This window comes from Labrenzia sp. THAF35 (genome assembly GCF_009363595.1).
Taxonomy (GTDB): domain Bacteria; phylum Pseudomonadota; class Alphaproteobacteria; order Rhizobiales; family Stappiaceae; genus Roseibium; species Roseibium algicola.
This window is the reverse complement of record NZ_CP045380.1, coordinates 4,144,162-4,168,460: the sequence shown is the minus strand read 5'-3', so window position 1 is coordinate 4,168,460 and position 24,299 is coordinate 4,144,162. Positions and strand designations below refer to the sequence as shown.

Annotated in this window: 18 protein-coding genes and 1 tRNA gene; 7 read left to right on the top strand and 12 right to left on the bottom strand. The window is 57.4% G+C overall.

Features of this window, described 5'->3' with window-relative positions:
- Window positions 1-120 precede the first annotated feature (120 nt).
- The 9 genes from lon to FIU93_RS19040 all read right to left on the bottom strand — a co-directional run bounded on the left by lon (window position 121) and on the right by FIU93_RS19040 (window position 12,112).
- Window positions 121-2,550, bottom strand: a complete 2,430-nt coding sequence (lon, locus tag FIU93_RS19080; RefSeq protein ID WP_031268409.1) for an endopeptidase La — start codon at window positions 2,548-2,550, stop codon at window positions 121-123.
- 332 nt (window positions 2,551-2,882) lie between these two features.
- Window positions 2,883-4,148 carry an ATP-dependent Clp protease ATP-binding subunit ClpX gene (gene clpX, locus FIU93_RS19075; protein WP_022998421.1) on the bottom strand — a complete coding sequence of 422 codons (1,266 nt, stop codon included), beginning with the start codon at window positions 4,146-4,148 and terminating at the stop codon, window positions 2,883-2,885.
- Window positions 4,149-4,384: 236 nt separating this feature from the next.
- Window positions 4,385-5,020 (bottom strand): ATP-dependent Clp protease proteolytic subunit, encoded by a 636-nt coding sequence (locus FIU93_RS19070; RefSeq protein WP_022998420.1) that lies wholly within the window; start codon window positions 5,018-5,020, stop codon window positions 4,385-4,387.
- 252 nt (window positions 5,021-5,272) lie between these two features.
- The gene (tig, locus tag FIU93_RS19065; RefSeq protein ID WP_055654535.1) at window positions 5,273-6,622 is read right to left on the bottom strand and encodes a trigger factor; all 1,350 of its coding nucleotides are present in this window, start codon (window positions 6,620-6,622) and stop codon (window positions 5,273-5,275) included.
- 571 nt (window positions 6,623-7,193) lie between these two features.
- Window positions 7,194-7,278: transfer RNA gene (locus FIU93_RS19060), tRNA-Leu, on the bottom strand.
- Between the two features lie 91 nt (window positions 7,279-7,369).
- On the bottom strand, window positions 7,370-8,905 hold the full coding sequence (locus FIU93_RS19055; protein WP_152506454.1) for an NAD(P)H-hydrate dehydratase: 1,536 nt from the start codon (window positions 8,903-8,905) through the stop codon (window positions 7,370-7,372).
- 75 nt (window positions 8,906-8,980) lie between these two features.
- Complete coding sequence (locus tag FIU93_RS19050) at window positions 8,981-10,600, bottom strand: CHASE domain-containing protein (RefSeq protein ID WP_152506453.1); 1,620 nt, start codon at window positions 10,598-10,600, stop codon at window positions 8,981-8,983.
- Between the two features lie 234 nt (window positions 10,601-10,834).
- Window positions 10,835-11,881: a sensor histidine kinase gene (locus FIU93_RS19045; protein WP_152506452.1), complete on the bottom strand. Its 1,047-nt coding sequence runs from the start codon at window positions 11,879-11,881 to the stop codon at window positions 10,835-10,837.
- A 69-nt stretch (window positions 11,882-11,950) separates the two neighbouring features.
- A complete protein-coding gene (locus FIU93_RS19040; RefSeq protein ID WP_031268407.1) occupies window positions 11,951-12,112 on the bottom strand; it encodes a DUF1328 family protein in 162 nt (53 codons plus the stop codon).
- A gap of 466 nt (window positions 12,113-12,578) precedes the next feature.
- Between FIU93_RS19040 and FIU93_RS19035 the strand changes: the two genes are divergently transcribed.
- Both FIU93_RS19035 and glnA read left to right on the top strand, forming a co-directional pair.
- Window positions 12,579-12,917 carry a P-II family nitrogen regulator gene (locus FIU93_RS19035; protein WP_006934743.1) on the top strand — a complete coding sequence of 113 codons (339 nt, stop codon included), beginning with the start codon at window positions 12,579-12,581 and terminating at the stop codon, window positions 12,915-12,917.
- A gap of 127 nt (window positions 12,918-13,044) precedes the next feature.
- The gene (gene glnA / locus FIU93_RS19030) at window positions 13,045-14,454 is read left to right on the top strand and encodes a type I glutamate--ammonia ligase (RefSeq protein WP_055656579.1); all 1,410 of its coding nucleotides are present in this window, start codon (window positions 13,045-13,047) and stop codon (window positions 14,452-14,454) included.
- Window positions 14,455-14,621: 167 nt separating this feature from the next.
- On the opposite strand, the gene FIU93_RS19025 is transcribed toward glnA, so the two are convergent.
- Window positions 14,622-15,668 carry a P1 family peptidase gene (locus tag FIU93_RS19025; protein WP_152506451.1) on the bottom strand — a complete coding sequence of 349 codons (1,047 nt, stop codon included), beginning with the start codon at window positions 15,666-15,668 and terminating at the stop codon, window positions 14,622-14,624.
- Between the two features lie 110 nt (window positions 15,669-15,778).
- Complete coding sequence (locus FIU93_RS19020; protein ID WP_031268405.1) at window positions 15,779-16,051, bottom strand: hypothetical protein; 273 nt, start codon at window positions 16,049-16,051, stop codon at window positions 15,779-15,781.
- Window positions 16,052-16,234: 183 nt separating this feature from the next.
- On the opposite strand from FIU93_RS19020, the gene FIU93_RS19015 reads away from it, so the two are divergent.
- The gene (locus tag FIU93_RS19015; RefSeq protein WP_022998411.1) at window positions 16,235-16,453 is read left to right on the top strand and encodes a hypothetical protein; all 219 of its coding nucleotides are present in this window, start codon (window positions 16,235-16,237) and stop codon (window positions 16,451-16,453) included.
- 123 nt (window positions 16,454-16,576) lie between these two features.
- Window positions 16,577-17,830, top strand: coding sequence for a tyrosine--tRNA ligase (tyrS, locus tag FIU93_RS19010; RefSeq protein ID WP_152506450.1), 1,254 nt, complete (start codon window positions 16,577-16,579; stop codon window positions 17,828-17,830).
- 126 nt (window positions 17,831-17,956) lie between these two features.
- Here tyrS and FIU93_RS19005 read toward each other — a convergent pair whose 3' ends face one another.
- Window positions 17,957-21,202 carry an AsmA-like C-terminal domain-containing protein gene (locus FIU93_RS19005; RefSeq protein WP_209010168.1) on the bottom strand — a complete coding sequence of 1,082 codons (3,246 nt, stop codon included), beginning with the start codon at window positions 21,200-21,202 and terminating at the stop codon, window positions 17,957-17,959.
- 245 nt (window positions 21,203-21,447) lie between these two features.
- Between FIU93_RS19005 and bcp the strand changes: the two genes are divergently transcribed.
- The 3 genes from bcp (at window position 21,448) to FIU93_RS18990 (ending at window position 24,227) form a co-directional block, all read left to right on the top strand.
- Window positions 21,448-21,915, top strand: coding sequence for a thioredoxin-dependent thiol peroxidase (gene bcp / locus FIU93_RS19000; protein WP_152507637.1), 468 nt, complete (start codon window positions 21,448-21,450; stop codon window positions 21,913-21,915).
- A 56-nt stretch (window positions 21,916-21,971) separates the two neighbouring features.
- Window positions 21,972-22,784, top strand: coding sequence for a ferritin-like domain-containing protein (locus tag FIU93_RS18995; protein WP_209010431.1), 813 nt, complete (start codon window positions 21,972-21,974; stop codon window positions 22,782-22,784).
- A 90-nt stretch (window positions 22,785-22,874) separates the two neighbouring features.
- On the top strand, window positions 22,875-24,227 hold the full coding sequence (locus FIU93_RS18990; RefSeq protein WP_022998406.1) for a M23 family metallopeptidase: 1,353 nt from the start codon (window positions 22,875-22,877) through the stop codon (window positions 24,225-24,227).
- The last annotated feature ends 72 nt before the right edge of the window (window positions 24,228-24,299 follow it).

Here is a 24,299-nt window from a genome sequence, read left to right as displayed (position 1 = left end):
GTTGAATTGAACTGAAACGCAAGTGGTTTTTTCGCAGAAAACAGCCATTTTGACCGATTATTCAAAAGAAAAGCCCCGGTTTTCCCGGGGCTTTCCAATTTGTGCGCTGCAATGTCGCGATTAGTGGGCAAGAACACCGGAGGTGTCGTCGTCCTTTTCTCGCGCCTTGGTTGCAGCTTCGTGAGCTGACTCATCCCATTCGATGGCCTCCGGCAAGCGAACAAGAGCGTTTTTCAGCACTTCTTCCATGCCCGAAACCGGGATGATCTCAAGCGAGTTCTTGACCGAGTCCGGGATATCCGCCAGATCCTTGGCGTTGTCTTCCGGGATCATAACCAGCTTGATTCCGCCACGAAGGGCAGCAAGCAACTTCTCCTTCAGACCACCGATCGGCAGGATGCGACCACGCAGGGTGATTTCACCGGTCATGGCAACATCCCGGCGAACCGGAATGCCGGTCATGGTCGAGATCACGGCCGTAGCCATCGCGATACCTGCGGACGGACCATCCTTCGGGGTAGCCCCTTCCGGAACGTGAACGTGAATGTCCTTCTTTTCGAAGGTCGGCGGTTCAATGCCGTAATCAATCGCACGCGAGCGGACATAAGATGCCGCCGCAGAAATCGATTCCTTCATCACGTCCTTCAGGTTGCCGGTGACGGTCATCTTGCCCTTGCCGGGCATCATCACGCCTTCGATGGTGAGAAGCTCACCACCGACTTCGGTCCAGGCAAGGCCGGTAACCACACCGACCTGGTCTTCCAGTTCGGCTTCGCCGTAGCGATACCGCGGCACACCAAGGTATTTCTCGACGACCTCGCTGGTCACCGTGATGCTTTCCTTGTCGCTCATCAGGATGTCCTTGACCGCTTTACGGGCCAGGGTTGCCATTTCACGTTCAAGGTTACGCACACCGGCTTCGCGGGTGTAGCGGCGCACGATGAAGTGAAGCGCTTCATCCTCGATGGTGAACTCACCTTCGCGCAGGCCATGATCCTTCTCGGCTTTCGGGATGAGGTGACGGCGGCAGATTTCCACCTTTTCCTCTTCCGTGTAACCGGCGATGCGGATCACTTCCATACGGTCCATCAGCGGGCCCGGAATGTTCAGCGTGTTCGCCGTGGTCACGAACATCACATCCGAAAGGTCGTATTCGACCTCCAGATAGTGGTCCATGAAGGACGAGTTCTGTTCCGGATCCAGCACTTCCAGCAGAGCCGATGACGGGTCGCCGCGGAAGTCCATGCCCATCTTGTCGATTTCATCGAGCAGGAACAGCGGATTGGACTTCTTGGCCTTCTTCATTGACTGGATGACCTTGCCGGGCATCGAGCCGATGTAGGTACGGCGGTGACCACGGATTTCCGCTTCGTCCCGCACACCGCCGAGCGACATGCGTACGAATTCACGGCCGGTCGCCTTCGCAATCGACTTGCCGAGCGAAGTCTTGCCGACGCCTGGAGGACCAACGAGACACAGGATCGGACCACGCAACTTGTTGGCCCGGCTCTGGACCGCCAGATACTCCACGATCCGTTCCTTGACCTTTTCAAGGCCATAATGGTCGGTGTCGAGAACCTTTTCGGAGAAGGCCAGGTCGTGCTTGACCTTGGACTTCTTGTTCCACGGAATGCCGATCAGCCAATCCAGATAGTTCCGCACGACGGTCGCTTCCGCGGACATCGGGCTCATCTGTTTCAGCTTCTTGATTTCGGCTGCAGCGCGCTCGCGTGCTTCCTTGGTCAGCTTCGTCTTCTTGATCTTGTCTTCGAGTTCGGCGACCTCGTCGCGGCCGTCCTCGCTGTCGCCAAGCTCCTTCTGAATGGCCTTCATCTGCTCATTCAGATAGTACTCGCGCTGGGTCTTCTCCATCTGCCGCTTGACGCGGGAACGGATGCGCTTTTCCACCTGCAGGACGGAGATTTCGCTCTCCATCATGCCCAGGACGCGCTCAAGCCGCTCGGCGACGGAAACGACGCCAAGGATTTCCTGCTTTTCCGGAATCTTGATCGCAAGATGGGAAGCAACCGTGTCGGCGAGCTTGGAATAATCGTCGATCTGGTTGATCGCGCCCAGAACTTCCGGCGAAACCTTCTTGTTCAGTTTCACGTAGTTCTCGAACTCGGACACGACCGAGCGCGCAAGTGCTTCCACTTCGATGTTCTCGCCATCACGCTCCGGCAGAACCGTTGCGGAGGCCTCGAAATAGTCGGCACGGTCGGTGTATTCGCCGATCTGTGCACGGGCACCGCCTTCCACCAGAACCTTGACCGTATTGTCGGGCAGCTTGAGAAGCTGCAGCACGGTCGCGAGCGTGCCGACATTGTAGATCTGGTCAGGCTTGGGATCGTCGTCAGCTGCATTCATCTGTGTTGCCAGAAGAATGTGCTTGTCGGTGGTCATCACCTCTTCGAGCGCCTTGATTGACTTCTCGCGGCCGACAAACAGCGGCACGATCATATGCGGGAAGACAACGATGTCGCGCAGGGGCAAGACGGGGTAGACAGACGTGCTGTCCTGATCTGTGGCGCGAATTTCTGCGTCGCTCATTTTTTTTCCTTTCTCAGCGTGTCCCGGCCCCACTCGGTAAAAGGCAGCCAAAACACTGGAAAACGGCTCCGAACCGGAAGGTCCTGAAGGCCAGATCACGGCACCCCAGATGGGCGCGCCGACAATCCGCATAAGCCGTCCTTAGGTCTATTAGGTGGACACCAGACCTGCCGGTGTCAAGGCAATCGGTTGCTGCCCACAAGTCTTGTCTGTTGACGACTCATTGCACCGGTGGAAAACGGCCCCGAACAAGTGCATGACCGCCCAAAAACAAAATGCCGCTCAAGTTGAGCGGCATTTATTCACGGTTTCTTGAAACAGCCCTCAGCGCCTCAGGCGCTGGTAGCCGACGTTTCTTCCCGATCTTCGTAAATATAGAGCGGGCGTGCCTCGCCCTTCACGACTTCCGGAGAGATCACGACTTCCTTGACACCCTTCAGGCCCGGCAGCTCGTACATCGTATCGAGCAGGATGGCTTCGAGGATCGAACGCAGGCCGCGTGCACCGGTCTTGCGTTCGATGGCCCGGCGAGCGATCGCCTTGAGGGCTTCCTCGTGGAAGGACAGTTCCACCTGTTCCATTTCGAAAAGACGCTGGTACTGCTTGACCAGAGCGTTCTTCGGCTCCGTCAGGATCGTAACCAGGGCTTCCTCGTCGAGGTCTTCCAGGGTTGCGATAACCGGCAGACGGCCGACGAATTCGGGGATAAGACCGAATTTGAGCAGATCTTCCGGCTCAAGTACCGAGAAGAGTTCGCCGATCCGGCGATCTTCCGGTGCATGGACCTGCGCTTTGAACCCGATGGAGGTCTGCGTGCCACGATCGGAAATGATCTTGTCGAGGCCCGCAAAGGCGCCGCCACAGATGAACAGGATGTTGGTCGTGTCCACCTGCAGGAATTCCTGCTGCGGATGCTTGCGGCCACCCTGGGGCGGCACGGAAGCAACGGTGCCTTCCATGATCTTCAGAAGTGCCTGCTGAACACCTTCGCCCGAAACGTCGCGGGTGATCGACGGATTGTCGGCCTTGCGGCTGATCTTGTCGACCTCATCGATGTATACGATGCCGCGCTGCGCGCGTTCGACGTTGTAGTCGGCGGACTGCAGCAGCTTCAGGATAATGTTTTCAACGTCCTCACCCACGTAACCGGCTTCGGTCAGCGTGGTGGCATCAGCCATGGTGAAAGGCACGTCCAGAATGCGGGCAAGGGTCTGCGCAAGCAGGGTCTTGCCGCAACCGGTCGGGCCGACCAGAAGGATGTTGGATTTCGCCAGCTCGACATCGTTGTTTTTCGATGCGTGATTGAGGCGCTTGTAATGGTTGTGAACGGCGACCGATAGAACCTTCTTCGCGCTGCCCTGCCCGATGACGTAGTCATCCAGGACGTCGCGAATTTCCTGAGGGGTCGGGATCCCGTCCCGTGACTTCACCAGCGAGGATTTGTTCTCCTCGCGAATGATATCCATGCACAGCTCGACACATTCATCGCAAATGAAAACAGTCGGGCCGGCGATCAGCTTGCGAACCTCATGCTGGCTCTTGCCGCAGAAGGAGCAGTAAAGCGTATTCTTGGAATCGCTGCCGCTGGCCTTGGTCATGTAGTCAACCTCGCGTTTACGGGGAGTGTTTCCCCTTATCTCTCCGGTTGCGGCCAAATTATGACTGAACCGGTTCTGAAGCGGCGCACAGTCGCCACCTCACCATGTAATGTCATCATGCTTCGCCATTAAAAATCAATATAGGTTTAAGGCGAAGATGAAAACCCGGCATCACCTGGGGATTTTCCGGCTTTAAGCGTGGAAATTCAATCCATGATTAAAGCCGGGTAAGTCCCTCACTTCTCTTCGTCGCCGCCAAGCGTGTTGCGGTCGGTGATCACCTTGTCGACGATCCCGAATTCCTTAGCTTTGTCAGCGGTCATGAAGTTGTCACGTTCCAGTGCCTCCTCGACCTGGTCGAGTGTGCGTCCGGTGTGCTTCACGTAGATTTCATTCAGCCGGCGCTTCATAGCCAGGATTTCCTGTGCATGAAGCATGATGTCGGCAGCCTGACCGCGGAACCCGCCGGACGGCTGATGCACCATGACCCGCGCGTTCGGCAGGATATAGCGCATGTCTTTCTCGCCTGCGGCAAGCAGAAGCGAGCCCATGGAGGCTGCCTGGCCGATGCAGAGCGTCGACACAGCCGGGCGGATGAACTGCATGGTGTCATAGATCGCAAGACCGGAGGTCACGAGACCTCCCGGCGAATTGATGTAGATCGCGATCTCTTTGGTCGGGTTTTCAGCTTCCAGATACAGAAGCTGTGCGCTTACCAGGGTTGCCACGTGATCCTCGACCGGGCCGGTCAGGAAGATGATGCGCTCCTTCAGCAGGCGCGAATAGATATCGAAGGCCCGCTCTCCCCGGTTGGTCTGCTCGACAACCATCGGCACGAGAGTGTTCATGTAGATATCGACAGGATCCTTCATACCTCATCCATATGCTTGAGATGTTGCCCGGAGGGTCTCCGGGCAGGAAACAGGCCATGAAGCGCATCGATTCAGGGCCTGACTCGAAAAAAGCGACACCCCGTATATATGGGATGTCGCCCTCAACGCAAAGTCATGACAGATGCGGCGTGAATGCAAGGTTAAATCTGCGGCCACATCTGGGGATAGACGGGAAAACCAACCGGCCAATCTGGCCGCTTTCGAGAGCATTCCCCCGAAAGCGGATTGACCTTAAGCCTCGTCTTCTTCCTCGGCGACCAGCTTCTCCAGCTCTTCCTTGGTCACCGTCTTGTCGGTCACCTTGGCGAGCTCCAGCATGAAGTCGACGACCTTTTCTTCGTAGATCGGCGCACGCAGGGAAGCCAGAGCCTGCTGGTTGTTCTTGTAGAATTCGAACACCTGCTGTTCCTGGCCCGGGAACTGGCGGACGCGGTCGTAAAGCGCGCGCTGCAGTTCTTCGTCGGTCACCTGGATGTTGTTCTGCTCACCGATTTCGGACAGAACCAGACCGAGACGAACACGGCGCTCAGCGATCTTGCGGTATTCCGCCTTCGCTTCTTCTTCCGTGGTCTCTTCATCTTCGAAGGTCTTCTCGTTGCGCTTCATGTCTTCTTCGACCTGGCGCCAGACAACGTCGAACTCGGAGTTCAGCAGTTTTTCCGGCAGATCGAACGAATAATGCTCGTCCAGTTTGTCGAGCAGCTGACGCTTCACGCGCTGGCGGGTCATCTGACCGAACTGGCCTTCGATCTGGCCGCGGACGATTTCCTTCAGCTTGTCGAGAGACTCAAGGCCGAGGTTCTTAGCGAACTCGTCGTCGACCTTGGCTTCACCCGGTGCGGCAACTTCCTTGACGACGATGTCGAAGGTGGCAGCCTTGCCGGCCAGATGTGCAGCCGGATATTCTTCCGGGAAGGACACTTCGATGACCTTCTCGTCGCCAGCCTTGACGCCAACAAGCTGCTCTTCGAAGCCCGGGATGAACTGACCGGAACCCAGAACCAGCATGCCGTTCTCGTCGGCACCGCCCTCAAAAGGCTCGCCGTCGATCTTGCCCAGGTAAGACATGGTCACGCGGTCGCCGTCTGCAGCCGCGCCGTCTTTCGCATCGAACGGTGCGTTGTTCTTAGCGATCTGGGAAACTTGCTCGTCGACTTCTTCTTCAGCGATTTCAACGACCGGACGCTCGATTTCGATACCGGCGAAATCAACGATCTCGAAGCTCGGCAGAATGTCGTAGGTCATCTTGAAGGAAAGATCGGCGTCACCAGCCATGATCTTTTCAGCATCTTCTTCCGGCAGATCGATTTCCGGGGTAAGAGCCGGGCGCTCGGAGCGCTCCTCAACAGCCTTCTGGGTGGTTTCCTGGATGGTGTTCGACAGGATCTCGGCCATGGCCTGACGGCCATACATCTTTTTCAGATGGGCGAGCGGAACCTTGCCAGGGCGGAAGCCCTTGATGTTGGCCTTGGATTTCAGGTCGGCCATGTAATCGTCGAGCTTGGCGGCGAGATCACCAGCCGGAATGTCGATTTTCAGCTCACGCTTGAGGCCCTCGGAGAGGGTTTCGGTTACCTGCATGGGTTTTGTCGTCCTCGGTCCCGAGCGGCAATCCGCCCCGGAGGTTTCGTTTTTAAAATCCCGTGTGCCACATCGCCTGCACTCCCCTTTTGCCGGGAGCGTTCAAACGGCCATGCATCGCCTTGAAGAGACTCCAAGACGCACGATGGGAGCGCGATACTGCGTAGGCCCGAAAGTGTCAAGGGGAGAGCGGGGTTTTGCTGGCGTAAATCGCCTAAAATAAGCTCTTTCGACCAAGGGATTTGGTCTCTTCCAGGAGCCGGAAGCCAATTCCGCCCACCTCGCTGGCCTGCAGTTAAGAACCGCTCCCCGTCGCCGATCCTGACAACCAAATGCCAGACCACGCCAAACCAGAGCTTGGCCAGAGCTTGACCAGACCGGCCCGCACTGCTGAAGCCACACGGAACGCACATTTGCGCCGCGCAACAATTCCGCACAGTCAACGGTGACCGACCAGGCCGAGTACCTCGTGACCAAAAACCCGGCTACCAAATGCGATGGTTCTCGACAAAAAGCGCAACGTCGAACGACAAGCGCCGAATGCCTACAGGATGGAAATCACTTTGAAGAATGGTGCGGATGGAGGGACTTGAACCCCCACGCCTTGCGGCACCAGAACCTAAATCTGGCGTGTCTACCAATTTCACCACATCCGCGTCGCAACAAGTGGCAAACCACCCTGCGATTGAAGCGGGGCCTCTATAGCATCGCTGATTTTCCCGTCAAAGGAAAAAGCAGTGCCCTGCCTCACCGTAAATCGGATTTCTCCACAAGTGCGCGAAGCGCGGGTTTCAGGGCACTCTCAAGATCTTCTGCGATCAGCCCCGGCCCGGCCTCCCGGCCTGCTTCGCCATGTAGCCAAACGGCCATGGCAGCCGCCTCGAAGCCGGAAACACCCTGCGCAAGCAGACCGACTACAATTCCGGCAAGCACATCACCAGACCCGGCCGTTGCAAGCCATGGAGGTGCGTTGCAATTGATTGCCGCACGCCCATCCGGCGCAGCGACAACGCTGTCCGGCCCCTTCAGAATCACGACAGCTCCGGACATTCGTGCTGCCTCCCTGGCACGGGTCAGCTTGCTACCTGCAAGTTCCGGGAAAAGGCGAGCAAACTCTCCCTCATGCGGCGTCAGAACGACCGGCGCGTTATGCGACCTGATGCTTTCGAAAAACGGAGCGCGATCATCGGCGCAACTCGTCAGACCATCGGCATCGAACACGCTTGCCCGGTTACAGTCCAGGATCTCCGCTACCGCCGATCGGGTCTTTTCACCAACACCATAGCCCGGACCGATCAGTACCGCGTTGAGGCGCTTGTCCGACAAGAGTTCGCGAATACCGTTTTCAGAGGCAACCTTCTTCAGCATTACCGCCGTCAGATGGCTTGCGTTGACCAGAAGCGCATCCGGCGGTGACGCCAATGTTACGAGCCCCGCCCCCGCCCGCAGCGCAGCGCCGGCCGACAACCGCGCAGCACCGGTTGCCGTGACCGGACCGCCAAAGACAACCGCATGCCCTTTGGAATACTTGTGACCGGTCGGCGCAAATTGTGGCCAATGGTCAAGCCAGAGGTCCGGCCCATTGATGAAAGTATCGGGCGCGATTTGATCGAGAGCGGTTGCATCGATGCCAATCTGAGCAACTGTAACCCGGCCGCAGGCTTGACGACCGGGATAAAGCAAATGCCCCGGCTTTTGCCGAAAGAACGTGACCGTCTCTTGCGCACTGACTGCTTCACCACTGACAACACCGTCTGCGCCCTGAATTCCGGAAGGAAGATCAACAGCAAGAACAGGTGCGCCGCACTTGTTGACAGCTTTCACCAAAGCTTCGGCGGCACCGCCTAAAGCGCGGTCCAGCCCTGCCCCGAAGAGAGCATCCACGATCAGATTGGCGCCATCCAATAAAGCGCCTAGATCGCTCGCGATATGATCGCCCTCAACAGCAAGTGCATAAGAAAGCCCCATGCGCCGAAAGGCTTCAAGCGCATCCCCCTTCAGAGCATCGGGCGCTTTGAGCAACCTGACATCAACGCCGTATCCGGCTGCCGCCAGACAACGCGCCGCAATGAAACCGTCACCCCCGTTGTTGCCAGGACCGCATAGAATGACTATCCGACCTGAAGCCGGAACCATCCGCGCCGCAGCACGTGCCACAGCCTGGCCGGCCCGCTCCATGAGTTCGATACCTGGAACACCCCCCTCAATGGTCAGTCGATCGGCTTTCGCCATCTCCTGCGGGGTCAGCAACACATAATCCAGGGCCGTGCCATGCTGGCTCATTTTTAGGCAGTCCCTTCCATGTTCAAACGGCGCTTGAGAATGCACTCGGGCAAATCATGGCCCAGCAGCCGATTCTCAGACCAGAGGCACGGAAATCCGGATGGCAACACCCTTCTCGGTGAACTGCCGATCGATCTTGCCATTCATCTCACCAGCCACCAGCGCTTCCATGAGCCTGCTGCCGAAGCCAAAGTTCTTCGGAGCTTCAATCACTTTTCCGGTCTCCTCAAGCCAGTCGAGCTCAAGCTGCTTGCCTTTTTTGGCCGGCAAGACCTTCCAGATAACCTCGAAGCGTCCGTCATCAGCAAAGACATCGGAATATTTCATCGCATTCGTTGCAAGCTCGTGAAACACCAGACCAAGCGCATGGGTGCCGGTCTCGTTCAGTTGAACGGCCGGGCCTGCAAGCTTAATGCCCTTTGCCCCCTCACCAAAGACCTGCTCCAGTTCCTGCAGAAGCAATGCTTTCAAGTCCGCCTTCGACCACCTGGACCGGGTCAACAGATCCTGCGCATTCGCCATGGCCTGCAGGCGAGAGCTGAACGAATCATTGAATTCCTCCAGGCTTTCGGAGGCACCGGCGGTCTGGCGAGCAATCGCGAGAATGCGTGCAATTGAATTCTTGATCCGGTGCTTCATTTCCTGAAGCATCAGATCCTTTTCCTGGATCGTCTTTTCAGACATTTCCTTCAGGCGCTGATTGGCCTCTCTCGCCCGCAGGCGGGAGCGAATCGAAACCGCGAGCGCAGCGGAGAAAAGCAGAGATATCGACCCGAGCATGAAGGTACGCCAATAAAGAAAGGCGTTGTCCTTTGAAGCGGCTTCGATAACGGAGATTTCCCAAATTCGTCCACCGACTTCTATCTGCCGTGTCACGAGATTTTCAGCTTCCGCGGCACGCGCCTCATAGTCTTCAGAGGTGTACAGGTGCTCCGGCTGCTCGTCCGTCACGTCGGTCGTGTTGACAAGAACCGGTACCGGGGTCGGAGAAGTCAGGGCAGCCTTGTGCAGATCCCCGGCACGGAAAGGCGCATAGACAAAGCCCTGGATGCTTTCTTCGCCGTTCAGTTTTTCTCCGGCAGCTTCCTCTTCACTTGCCAGCGGGAGATACGCCAGGAATCCCGTCTGCTTCTCCTCCGTGATTTCCTGAACCAGCATGACAGGGGCTGATACCTTGACTGTGAAGGTGTCTGCGGACGCCAGCATGGCCTTGCGGCGGGTTTCGTCACTGAACATGTCGAAGCCGAGTGCAGCCTTGTTTCGCAGGTCCAGCGGCTCAAGAAGTATGATGGGGGTACGATGCGCCTGGTCCGTCTCGGGCCAGACCTGACGGTCCAGTTCGTAATTCTGCTGCAATGCCAGGCTTGCTTCATCTTCCCTGCCGGTCTGCATCAGCTTGGCAAAGCCGATACCCTGCATGCCGGACAAATGCCCCTTCAGGAACAGGCCAAGGGCAAAGCTCTGGAATTTGGCCCTCGACATGGCTCCGCCATCCGCTTCGAAAAACGAATGCGTGGCTGCAATGAGAGAAAAGTTCTGCTCGGTGCGCCCGCGGATCCGGTCGACAGCCTCTTCTGCGAGTATTTCGAATTCCCGCCGCTCAACCGCTCGCTCCCTGTCCAGAATGACGTAGGTCAGCGACAGGCCAATAGCGGCACTTATCACGAACACAAGAAGGGGAATGTGTCTTTTCATCGCCGCGGGCCTGATCCGGGAAGAAGGTATGGGGACAACAGAATTAGGAAGTTTTCACGATGCAAGCAACAAAAATCACTTGTAGAACCAACAACAAATTTCAAAATATCATCATAACATTTGTTAATTTCAATATTCATTGAAGTATTTAAAAACAACCATTCCGAGAACGCCCTACAACCGCCGACCAGCCGAATGAGTTACTGCAAGCAGTGAAGAATTTGAACGCAGAATTTAAGCCCGGAGGAGGTCTTCACCCATCTCCTGCCGAACGTTGTACTCAGTTTTCGGAAACACCATGCTGTAATCTATTCCGTCAGAGGAGATGCTCAATTCGGCAGACCCGCTCAGGGATTGCGGCAGCACTGTTTCGAGCAGCAAGGCGGAAAATGCGGTTCTGTCACCATCTGCTTCACCTGCGGCAAGCGCCTTTTTGGTGTCTACCCTGCCCCTCTCTCCTGCATTCCAGTTGAGAACGAGGCACAACCGGCCCTGCCTCATCACCGTTTTGCAGGTGAGCAATATTCCCTGGTCAGCCGAAGCCCAGCCGACGTCCAGTGTTGCGGCGATCAATTCATGCAAGCCCAGGCCGATGTAAAGCGCAGCATTGGGGGTCAGCAAAGGGTTTTCGCCCGTCATGGAGATGGGAATGACCCGCTTTGAATCAAACAGCGCGCGTTGAGCTCGGGCAAGATCGAACAGGCGAACACCGAACCAGTCAGCTTCCGTCACAAGATCCTGTGAATTTGAAAGGGAAAAGATCCGCCCCTGAAACTCGGCAAGAAACTGCTCGAGCGACCCGGCGTAGCGAGCGGACTGGCCTGCCAGGCTCTGGATGACAGCCAGAAGGTTCTTCGATCTGTGACTGACTTCCAGCAGCAAATCCTTGAGCGCCTGCTCTCGTCGGCGGCTTTCCGTAACATCGACAACGGTTGTCAGCACCTGGGTGATGCCTTCAACACCGGAAATCGTTTCGATGTGGATCTCGAAAACGTGGCCACCTTCAGCCATCACCTCGAGCTTTTCCGAACGCCCCGTCTCCAGCACTGTCTTCTTGGCGTCATCGAGCTGCCTGCCCACGGAATGACCGAAGACCGTTTCGTCCTTCGGGGTCTCTCCCTCGGGCACCGACCATATGTGAGGCAGGTTCGCGATATAAAGGTATTGAAGCGCGTCGTCCTGCAAGGTCACGCAGGCACGCGAACGAAGCAATGCGAGAATGAGATATTCTCGAAGCTGCTCATCAGACTGGCTGGCGTTATGCCATGTGAGCCTGCGCACGGATAACCTCACATTAAACTCAAAAGAAGCGAACCCCGATGGCGTTTCGTGGGTCCAGGATATTCGTTGCTACCTTCGTAGCATGCCCGCAATCAGGGAAAGCACAAAAACTGCAAGGAACAGCCCGATCAAGATTTGTGCAATCGAAGCCGACATGCCCGCCATTCCAAAAAACCCGAACAAACCTGCGACGAGAGCAATGGCCACCACAGCCAAAGCGTAGAAAAGCATAGCCGTCTCCATATTCCAGTTCTTCTGCAACGCGTAAGGGCGGGGATGGTTCCTCATTCCGGAAATCAGCCAGGAACTGCCCGTACATCGGAGCAAAGCACCCGGCAGCGCCGGATGGAGCTGTCGATTGACTTGAGATTGTGCAAAATCATGCAACCACTGAGCAGGGCAATCTCATCCGATTGCTAAAATTCAGCCTATTTTTTAGGCTCTTTGCTTATTTTGTGATCATATGACAAATGAGATAGGCGACTGACCACCACCCCGCTGATGGAATTTGCCGCTTTTAGTGGCGGATTTCCCTGCGCGGGTAAAATTTACGGGTTGTCATGGCCGTTTGGCACACATCGTGCTTTATAGCTTGCAACGGTCCCTTCCGGGCCCGACCGGGTCGTTTTGTCCCGCAGGATCGGAAAAGGGCACGCCGAAATTATCCGGCCTTAAAAGTGGAGAGAGACACAAGGTGATGAAAAAGATCGAAGCGATCATCAAACCCTTCAAATTGGACGAGGTCAAAGAAGCTCTGCAAGAGGTCGGTCTCCAGGGCATCACCGTTACGGAAGCCAAGGGCTTCGGCCGTCAGAAAGGCCACACGGAACTCTATCGCGGCGCTGAATATGTCGTGGATTTCCTGCCGAAGGTGAAAGTGGAAATTGTACTTGGCGACGACATGGTCGAGAAAGCCGTTGACGCAATCAGATCCGCTGCGCAAACAGGCCGCATTGGCGACGGCAAGATTTTCGTTTCAAATATCGAAGAAGCAGTCCGTATCCGTACCGGTGAATCCGGCATAGACGCTATCTGACCCACCCATTCCGGCATTCGCCGGCAATCCGAATTCCGGTCCCACGCAACGGAGCCAAATTTAAGACACTCTGCCGGGCCGGAACAGTACCCAACCGTTCACATGAAAAACTAAAGGGATGGACATTATGACCACTGCCGCTGAAATCCTTAAGGAGATTCAGGAAAAAGACGTGAAATTCGTCGACCTGCGCTTTACCGATCCTAAGGGTAAAATGCAGCACGTCACCATGGACGTAGTACTCGTTGACGAAGACATGTTCGCTGAAGGCGTCGCTTTCGACGGTTCGTCAATCGCAGGCTGGAAGGCCATCAACGAGTCCGACATGATGCTGATCCTGGATCCGGAATCCGCACACATCGACCCGTTCTTCGCACAGTCCACCATGGCGATCTTCTGCGACATCGTCGACCCGGTCACCGGTGAAGGCTACAACCGCGATCCGCGCATGACCGCGAAGAAGGCAGAAGCCTACGTGAAGTCCGGCGGCTTCGGCGACACCATTTTCGTCGGCCCGGAAGCTGAATTCTTCATGTTCGACGACGTCCGCTTCACTGCAGACCCGTACAACACCGGCTTCATGCTCGACAGCTCCGAACTGCCGTCCAACATGGGTTCCGAGTACGAAACGGGCAACCTGGGCCACCGTCCGCGCACGAAGGGCGGCTACTTCCCGGTTCCGCCGATCGACAGCGCGCAGGACATCCGTTCCGAAATGCTGTCCGTCATGGCCGAAATGGGCGTTCCGACAGAAAAGCATCACCACGAAGTGGCTGCTGCACAGCACGAACTCGGCATGAAGTTCGATCACCTGACCCGTTGCGCCGACAACATGCAGAAGTACAAGTATGTCGTCCACCAGGTCGCACATGCCTACGGCAAGACGTCCACCTTCATGCCGAAGCCGGTATTCGGTGACAACGGCACCGGCATGCACTGCCACCTGTCCATCTGGAACAACGGCGAGCCGACCTTTGCCGGCAACCAGTATGCCGACCTTTCGGAAAGCTGCCTGTACTTCATCGGTGGTATCCTGAAGCACGCCAAGGCCCTGAACGCCTTCACCAACCCGTCGACCAACTCCTACAAGCGTCTGGTCCCGGGCTACGAAGCACCGGTTCTGCTGGCCTATTCCTCGCGTAACCGTTCGGCTTCCTGCCGTATTCCGTTCACCGCCTCACCGAAGGCTAAGCGCGTTGAAGTTCGCTTCCCGGATCCGTCCGCGAACCCGTACCTCTGCTTCTCCGCCCTGCTGATGGCCGGCCTCGACGGGATCAAGAACAAGATCCACCCGGGCGACGCGATGGACAAGAACCTCTACGACCTTCCGGCCGAAGAACTTGCAGAAATCCCGACCGTTTGCGGCTCCCTGCGCGAAGCACTGGAAGCAGTCGATGCAGACCGTGAGTTCCTGAAAGCCGGCGGCGTGTTCGACGACGACCAGATCGACGCTTACATCGAACTGAAGATGGAAGAAGTCGAGCGTTTCGAAATGACCCCGCACCCGGTCGAATTCGACATGTACTACTCTGTCTGATCCCTTCGGGTTCAAACAAGCGGAAAGGCCGGGCATTTGCCCGGCCTTTTTGTTTTCCGAGCAACCCGCTTTCCATGTCTCAGCGCAAAAGTGAGTAGGTTACCACCGACGGTTCCTCAAGCAGCCTTGGCCAGCATGACAAGCTGCACGAGAAAATCGCGAGCGACCTAGGCGTGTCCGTCAAGCCAATCGGCAAGAGACGGCCGTTTGCTACGCCCCCTCCCACGCATGGCGGGAGACGCGATCATCGCATTGAGTACAGACTCCTGCGTCGTTTCAGCTGCTGCCTGAAACAGGACATCGATCTTGTCTTCCTTGAGAATATCGCGAACGACGAAATCTCCCTCCTCGAAATGGGCAATCTTGCAGGCAGTTGAAAAGGCAAGTGCGATATCGCCGCTTCCATTGCCGTAGTAGGCACCCAGCCGCGCCAAACCCGCCCCGGCTCTGCGGGCAATGCGTTTCAGTTGCCGGCTTTCAAGAGGCACATCAGTCGCCAGAACAACGATGACCGAACCGCGTTCTTCGCTATGGCGCGCCTCCTTGGGATGCGGTCTGCTTCCATCCGGCAGGACAAGGTCTCCGGGGCGACCGAAATTGGCAAGAACCAGGGCGGCAAGTCTGTGCTGACGGCCTCCTAGCTCAAAGACGCGCGAGGCCGAACCGATACCGCCTTTGAAGCCGAACGCGCTCATGCCCGTTCCCGCCCCGACACTGCCCTGCTCCACCGTCGAACCTGCAGCCTTCAGAGCCGCTTCCGCATCGGCTTCGCTCAAGGCCATTGCCTGAATATCGCTCAGGTAGCCGTCATTGCACTCCATCACCACAGGATTGATGGTGCCTGTGGAACGGCCTATTTCAGGATTTTCGGCAATTGCCCTGCGGATGAGCGCGTTCACACCGGTTCCAACGCCAAAGGTGTTGGTCAGAAGGATCGGCGTTTCCAGCGTCCCGAGTTCATCGACCTGTATCAAACCAGCACTCTTTCCGAAGCCGTTGATCACCTCGACGGCGGCAGGAAGTTTCTCGCGAAAGAGATTGCCCGGGTGCGGCACGATTGCCGTGAAACCGGTTCTGAGGTCGCCCTCGCACACGGTTCTGTGCCCAACCGCAATACCATCGATGTCCGCAAGGGTATTCAGGGGGCCGGGTTCCAGAGTGCCGCATATGAGGCCATGAACGCGAGTGGGAGAGAGCGAGGGAAAGGAAGACATGGAACACCGGACGAATAATTTCACTGTCCCGTGTTGAAAAGGAGGTTCAACCAAATCTCAAGACGAAAAAGCCTCCCGAAGGAGGCCATTCGCTTGTGCTGTGGATGAGATCAGTAACAGACGCGCTGGTATCCGACGACGATATATCGACCATGGTAAGGGCTCCACCGGGTCACGGGCCGGTTCTGGCAACGGACCGGCTGGTAGTAGCGCGGCTGAGCCTGGGAGGCGATGATAGCGCCGGCAGCAAGGCCGATGATAGCACCTGCGGCAATCGCGCCACCATGACGGTTCTTGGCATGAGCTTCGTTCGGGGTAATGGTGACGGCAGCGGTTGCCATGGTGGCGACTGCGACGGCGGCTATTGCAAACTTGCGAAACATGACGGCTCCTTTCAATTGTTGAACAGCGGCTTTCGTTGCGCTGCTGATGAATTGAATGTAGGCGTCGCCTGCTATGTTGGCTGTGACCGTGATCACGCTGCGTCACTTTCGCCAGTGTGTGTGACGGGGCGTGTTGGGAAAACGTTGGGGACCTGGGGTCTCACAAATAAGTAGGAGTTATCCATGTGGGTGATTATGGCCGTATCCATTCAGCTTTTGAGCGGTCCCAATGTCTGGCCGGTCGCCGATGAAGGCACTTTTCAGGATGAAGCGGAATGTCAGGCCGCACTGAGCGAAGCCGTTCCGCGGACACTCTCGGAAGGCATGCGCCTTGCCTGGGAGGGGGGCGAATTGAAATTCGTCTGTGTGAAGGTGCGCGCCAACGGCCAGGTCGGCAACTAACCAGCGGCAGAGCGCTGCAGCGTCCTGATTTTCCGGCAGGCGCAATTTACAAGTCCTGCGGCACGCGCTAGAGCACGACCGCAGGAATGCCGGCAGGCACACAAGACGGACGGACAGGCGACTATGAGCGAGTTCAAATCGGACTTTCTAAACGTTCTTTCAGAACGCGGTTTCATTCATCAGATCTCGGACCCAAAGGGCCTGGACGAGCTTTGCGCGAAAGAAACTGTAACGGCCTACATTGGTTTCGATTGCACCGCACCGAGCCTTCATGCCGGGTCTCTCGTGCCGATCATGATGCTGCACTGGTTCCAGAAGACCGGCCACCGGCCGATTGCCCTCATGGGCGGCGGCACCACGCGCGTCGGTGATCCGTCCGGCAAGGACGAATCCCGCAAGATGCTCACCGAAGAGCTGATCGAGGATAACAAGGCCGGCATCCGCAAGGTCTTCGAGAAACTTCTCACCTTCGGTGACGGCCCGACAGACGCAATCATGCTGGACAATGCGGACTGGCTTCTGAAGCTCAATTACGTTGACTTCCTTCGCGACATTGGCCGGCATTTCTCGGTCAACCAGATGATCCAGCGCGACAGCGTGCGCCTGCGTCTGGAACGCGAACAGCATCTGTCCTTTCTCGAATTCAACTACATGCTCCTGCAGGGCTACGACTATCTGGAGATTTACCGTCGCACCGGTTGCCGACTACAGATGGGCGGATCCGACCAGTGGGGCAACATCCTGTCCGGCACCGATCTCGTTCGCCGTCTGGCAGAAGTCGAAGCCTTTGCCCTCACCTCTCCGCTTTTGACCACGTCGTCGGGTGCAAAGATGGGCAAGACTGCCGCCGGCGCTGTGTGGCTCAACGAAGAGCAGCTTTCCGCCTATGACTACTGGCAGTACTGGCGCAACACGGAAGACGCCGACGTGGAGCGTTTCATGAAGCTCTTCACAGTTCTTCCAATGGACGAAATCGCCCGTCTTGCGGCACTGCAAGGCTCGGAGATCAACGAGGCCAAGAAGATACTGGCAACGGAAGCGACTGCCCTGATCCATGGTCGGGAAAATGCTGAAGCTGCTGCCGAGACCGCCCGCAAGGCATTTGAAGAAGGCCAATCCGCCAAAGGCCTGCCGACGGTGGAAATTGCCAAGGCCGAACTGGAAGCCGGTATCGGTGTGCTATCCGCATTCGTGAGTGCAGGCCTTTGCGCCTCGAATGGAGACGTCCGCCGCAACATCAAGGGTGGCGCGGTCAAGATCAACGACAAGGGCGAGCAGGACGACAAGCGCCAGATCACGCTTGCTGATCTGACCGGCGACGGCATCGTCAAACTGTCGCTCGGCAAGAAAAAGCACGTGCTCCTGAAGCCGGTCTGAGCTGAAGCACTCCAGAACAGATAAAAAGCCGGGCACCGCCCGGCTTTTTTGTTCGGCAATAAGAGTGACAGGAACAAAGGCCTTCGGCAGCAACCTGATGCGCCAGACATTGGCTAGTGCGATTGCTCAGTTCGCCTGAAACTCGAACATCTTGCGGAAAATGCCCGGCGCTATCGCCGAAATCGGATTGACCGAGAGCACCGGGTCGGACACCGAACCAGACAAGCGATAGGTCACACCGATCAGGCCTTCTCCGGAATTGCCGCCGAGCGCAAAGCCCAACAGCGGGATCTTGGCGAAGAAATTGTTGAGCGCGTAGATCGGCACGAAGGTACCGGTAAGATTGAGCGTCTGCTGCGACAGGTCCACCGAGCCGCTGACAGTTCCTCCCAGTGCGTTGCCTTGGAGAGCCCCGCGACTGATGGTCAGCAATTCGCCTTCCCGTGAGAAATTGATATCCAGAGTTTCGAAACTGGCGGTGTCCGCAGCTTCGTTGGTATTGATCGCACGCCCGTCCGGGATGCGATTTGAGCGGTTCTGCTCGCGAATACGCTGAATGGCCGGATCTTCCGTGATCCGCAGTGAGCGCACGTTGAAATCGCCGACCCAGCTGTTCTCGTCGGCCATCGCCACATTCAGGACCCCGGTTCCACCGCGCATACGCTTGTAGAGGTCAAGGAAACGCAGTGTTGCGCCTGTATTTGCAAAACGGCCAATTGCCGCCTGCGTGCCGCCCTGGTCCGTCACCGTGAATTCGAAATTCGCACGGCCGTTCACAAGTCCCTTCAAGTCCGCAGAGACCAGTCCCTTGGCACCGGTATCGATCTTGCCCGAGAATTTCTCGATCGCCTGATTATTGAACCCGGTTACACGGTCAATATTGGCGGCAATTCTTGCACCGCCCGAAAAATCACCCGCTCCCTTGCTGCCGCCGGGGCTCCGCATGCTCTTGATCAGGCCGCGCCCGTCAAAGGAAGACCCGGCGAAGATGATGTCGTAGCGTCCGTCCGTCGCCTTCTGGATATCGACTTCGACATTGTCGCCCGGACGCAGCTTGAATGTATTGAACGATGCGCTGACAAGATCGCCGGCCATCGACAGTTGCATCGAACCGGCAACATCGACGCCCTCTGATACCAGCTTGAAGTCCTTTACACGGCGCTGTGTGTCCGTCTCAACCAGCTTGAAAGACGCCGTTGCGGGAACACCCTTGGCTTTTTGCCAGCCGAGCGCCTGCAGCCGGACATCCGTCTGTTTCAAGTCGATGACGAATTCCTGTCCGTCGCTGACCTTTGCAACGCTCAAAGTCATGTTGCCTTGGAGAAAGGCGGTCAGATCCACCCCCTTCTCTTTCAGCTGCTTCGCGTTGAGCGCAACAACAACATCCTGTCGTGCCGCAACACCGGATTCGCCCAAGGGCACCACAAGGTCGATATCGGCCTGCAATCCGTCGAGTATCCCCTTGCCGGTAATCGCGACCTGATCCTTGTTGGCCTCCAGCGCAACATCCGACTTGCGCACCGTGTGCCCCATGATCGGATTGCTGTCCGAGAAATTCGTCAGACGGCCTGTCGCCTGCCAGTCGATATCGGCAAGATCGATTTCATTGCCCAAAGGAAACGAAGCCGTGATTTCAAGTTCTCCCGCCCCTTCGACGCCATCATTCTTGAGATCAGCCCGGTCCAGCACGCGGAAAGGCGCACTGTTGACCATCGCACCAAGGTCGCTCGCCGATCCCTCCATGCGGGTCTTCACGCTTGCCATCTTGCCGTCCCGCAAAGGCAGGTTCTGGATCGCGAAGACACCATCCGGCAGGGTAACCTCGCCGCCACTTGAGGCCGTCGCCGTTCCGCCTGTCGCGGTCACGGTCAGTGTCTCGTTTTCAATTGTGAGCGTACCGTCGAGGCCATCAATCTGCGGAACGTCCCCAACAGGCGTCACTGCACCATCGGAAAACGTCATGTCCAGGCGCATGTCGTCCCCCGCCCAGCCCGGGTCCGGATCCCGCGGATCAAATGCCGGCGGGCGGAGCGCACCCGTATAGGAAACGGTCTCGATCAAGCCGCCTTTCAGGCGTTCGATGATCCAGCGGCGCGCCGGCGGCACAAGCGTGATCGGCCAGAGCTGCTTTGCCACTGCAACCGGTATCAACGCCCCATCAGCGGCCAGCGCCAGATAAGGTCCTTCCGGTGTAATCTGCAGCGAGGCGACACCATGCACGACGGCCTTGCCAGAGCGAGCCGTGAAGCGGTCGACGGAGAGCAATTTTTCAAGCGGATCGAAACGCGCACGAATCTGGACGCCGTCCAGCATATGCGGCTCTTCGGGAACATCGGCTGAACCGAACTGCGGATATTCCGAATCCAGATTGATCTGCCACTCCGGACTATCACCAGCAACCGGCGAAACAGACCCCGTGAAGAAGATGCGTGAATTGCCGCGAATGACGTGCGAACTGGTAATTTCAATTGCGTCTTGTCCCGCCTCGAACAACAGGGACAGTGCTGCATCGTCAAATGCGACCAGTGTCTTGCCAAGTTGGAACCAGCCGTTGCGCACACGCGCAACCGCATTGGCGGAGACGAACTTGCCATCGCCTGTCAGTCTGCTCTCGATTTTGGCGGAGGCCGGGAGTCCCAGCCCCTTGCCCTGCACCGATTTCGCGTTTGGCCCTAGCAGTTCGGCAAGGGTGATTCCGTTGACCACGACCCCGATGCTCTTGGCATTCGCACCCGGCGGTGCGTTGCGCGCCAGCTCCAGTCTCCAGGTGGAGATATTGCCGGCAACTCGCGCGAACGCCCGTATCGAACGGTTGTCGTCACGCAGGATATCCGCGTCAATGCCTCGGTATCGTCTGGGGATGGAACCGGCCAACTCGAAAGAAGCGTCACGGATCTTGACGAAGCTGAGGCCTCGGCGGGCGAACTGGTCGTCCACTACATCGCTGACCCTGTCGACGGCTTCCATGAGCGGCCCCATTTCCGGAAACTTCGCCGGCCCGCCAGCTAGGACAATCCGCACATGGGGCCTTGTCAGGATTAGAGACGAAAAATGAAGCTTGCCGGAGAGCAGTGCATCCCGGTTCAGCGGCGCAGTCAGTTCAGGAAGACTGATGCTTACAGGTGACCCACCGGCGATCTCCGCCCTGGCATCCGAAATCAAGATATTGATGCCGTCCGGCGCCGTAAAATCGACACTTGCGCTGCCAATGGAAAGTTCGACCTGCCCTCGGGTGCCTTGATAGGCCAGCAGGCTGCCTAGAAGCGGAATGTGCACCGGCCCGGTTGCAAACAGAATGGCGATGCCGGCAACAAGACCAACCAGAACGGCGGCGACGACGTAGCGCAAGCGCTTGCGTTTTTTCGGCGTCACTTTGGCCGTGTCCTGAGATCCGCCGGTTTTAGGCAAATACGTCAATCCAATCTTCCGCCTGCATGCGTAAGACAGGCGCTTGGGTTCGGGTTCGGAGCAAAGCGCCGGGTTACCTCACTGCAGCTCCGGACGAGTCGCTGAGCGATTGATGATACTGCGAAAGCTTTGCTAAAAGCGACCGCAGCCATTGTAGACGCAGCCGGAAACCGGCATTAACGCACAAACTTTGACAGAAGGAAGGCATGATGAGCGAATTGGCCGTCGGGGATGTCGCACCGGATATCGAACTGGAAGGGGATGGCGGCAACAAAGTGTCGCTGAGCGCCCTCAAAGGAAAACCCGTCGTAGTGTATTTTTATCCCAAGGATGACACGCCGGGCTGCACAAAGGAGGCTATTGCCTTCACTGAACAGTCCGATGCATTTGCAAAACTTGGCGTGACCATTATCGGGCTCTCGCCTGACACAGCCGCCAAACACGACAAGTTCATCGCCAAGCACAATCTGGCGATCAGACTGGGGGCGGACACGGAAAAGGAAGTCGCGGAGGCCTACGGGGTCTGGGTGGAAAAATCCATGTACGGCAAGAAATACATGGGTGTGGAACGCACCACCTTTCTCGTCGGTGCAGACGGCAAGATCGCCGAGATCTGGCGCAAGGTGAAAGTTCCAGGGCACGCGGATGCCGTTCTTGAGGCTGCGCGGGCCCTGTGAGTTCCCCACTGGAAACGGCAACCGGCAGCGCCAGGGTGGTGACCGGAAGGGACAACTTGCCGCACACTCTGGTTGCCGGAGCGCGAGCGATCGTGTGCGCTTCCGATACAGCCGAAAAAGTGCGGCTTGCCTATGCTGTCTCAAGGGCCTGGTTTCAGCGTGAACTCGCTCTCGGATCTCCCTCGAGAGATGGTGCGATGCCGGATCGGCCGGGCCGGCCGGAAAAACCTGTTCTGCTTGCACCGCGAGACATGCCAAAACGCAGCTTGAAGGGCAAGGCGGGCCGCCTTGCCCTGATTCACTCCCTGGCACACATCGAGCTCAATGCAGTGGACCTGACATGGGACCTGATCGGACGCTTCGCGCACGTCAGGCTGCCCAGGTCCTACTATGACGACTGGGTGCGAGTCGGGCTTGAGGAAGCCAAGCATTTTGCCATGCTGCAGGAGCGCCTGGCGAAACTGGACGCCACTTATGGAGACCTGCCTGCCCACGACGGTCTCTGGCAGGCAGCGCAGGACACCGGACACGACCTTGCTGCCCGCCTTGCCATCATTCCGCTGGTTCTCGAGGCAAGAGGCCTCGACATCACGCCACCGATGATCGAAAAAGCCCGCGAAATCGATGACGAAGACACCGCCAAATGTCTCGACATCATCTATCGGGACGAGAAAAACCATGTCGCCTTTGGCGCAAAGTGGTTCCGGTTTCTGTGTGACCGGCAGGGAATCAGGCCTGAGTCGGCATTCCACACCTACGTGCGCCGTCACTTCAGGGGTCCGTTAAAACCTCCCTTCAACGATCGCGCGCGGTCCGAAGCCGGACTAACTCCCGGTTTTTACAAGCCTCTTGCGCCTCTCATCGGATAAATTTCACTGCCGTGAAGACGAATTATTAACCTTACCAAATTCTAATCAGGCTCAGATCTTTTGCAGAATGCAGGCAGTGACTGAGTGACAATGCAACAGCGCCAAGAATCGACGCGGACCTATCAAGCCCCCCGGACAGAGCCACATCATCCGGTTCTGGAAAAGGGCGAGAAGACGACCACGTACAGTGTAAGGCCGGTTCATCTTATTTGCGGTGCAATCGGCTGCGTGACGGCAACCTTGGCGGTTGCAGGCACAATTGGCTACTACGCTCTGCGCAGTGACATGATGGCCGAGGCCAGCGCTGAAAGAACCGAGCTGGTGCTGGAGTATCAGGATCACATCGACCGCCTGCGTACCGAGATTGCAAATCTGACGAGCCGCCAGATGGTCGACAGGGAAACCGTCGAGATCCAGGTAATGGACGTTCTGCGCCGGCAGCAAGACCTCAACCAGCGCCATGCCATCGTGGCCGACCTGGTTGCCAGGGCGGAAAGCGTCGGTATCTACCTTAGCAACGACAAGCCCCTGCCCCCGGAGAAACCTTCGCTCGACGAGCGTAACCTCGCTTCCCTGGATGGTAGCGACAAGTCTGCAATCGGCGGCGAAAGCGAGTTGATCGAGGAACCGGTAAAAGCCTTGGGATTGCGCGACGGTTCCACAAGGTCCTTCGATCCACTGGCTATTCTGCAGCAGCCGGCAACCGATACCGCAACGCCGGATACCGACGTAAAAAAAAACTCTGAGAAACAGGCTGCCCTCGACGCGGTAAAGGCCGACATCTCCATGATGGACGAAGAAAGTACGGCGGCCGTCGATGCGATCACCATCGCGACGGAAGGCCGTATTGAGGACATCCTCCGCATCACGCGCTCTATCACGCCCGGACTCAACGCCACACTGCGTGAAAAGACCTCCCTCGGCGGCCCGTTCCAGCCGATCAACGACGAGAACTTTCCAGACCGCCTGGACCGCGCAAACACAGCCCTGGACACTCTGCGCCGCGTGAAATTTACCGCACTGCGTCTGCCGATCAAACGGCCCGTCCGGAACGGCTCTGTGTCAAGCACCTACGGTCCTCGGGTTGATCCGTTCCTGGGCCGGCTGGCCATGCACACTGGCATCGACTTCAAGGCCCCTTACGGCGCACGCGTATTCGCAACGGCGCCCGGCACAGTGATCAGCGCCGGACGTAACGGTGGCTACGGCAAGATGGTGGAGATCCGTCATGCGAACGGGTTTGTCACCCGCTATGCTCATATGAGCCGCATCCAGGTATCGGAAGGTGACCATGTTCTGGCGGGCGATCTCGTCGGCAATGTCGGCTCCACCGGTCGCTCCACAGGTCCACATCTCCACTACGAGATCCGCCGGCATGACAAGCCCGGCAATCCGGCAGCTTTCCTGGCGGCAGGCGATCGCTTCTCGGCACTCGACCTTTGAAGGGTGAACAAGGCCGAAACAAAAAAACGGGGCCGAATGGCCCCGCTTTCATTTGTATTTTCCACTGTGCCT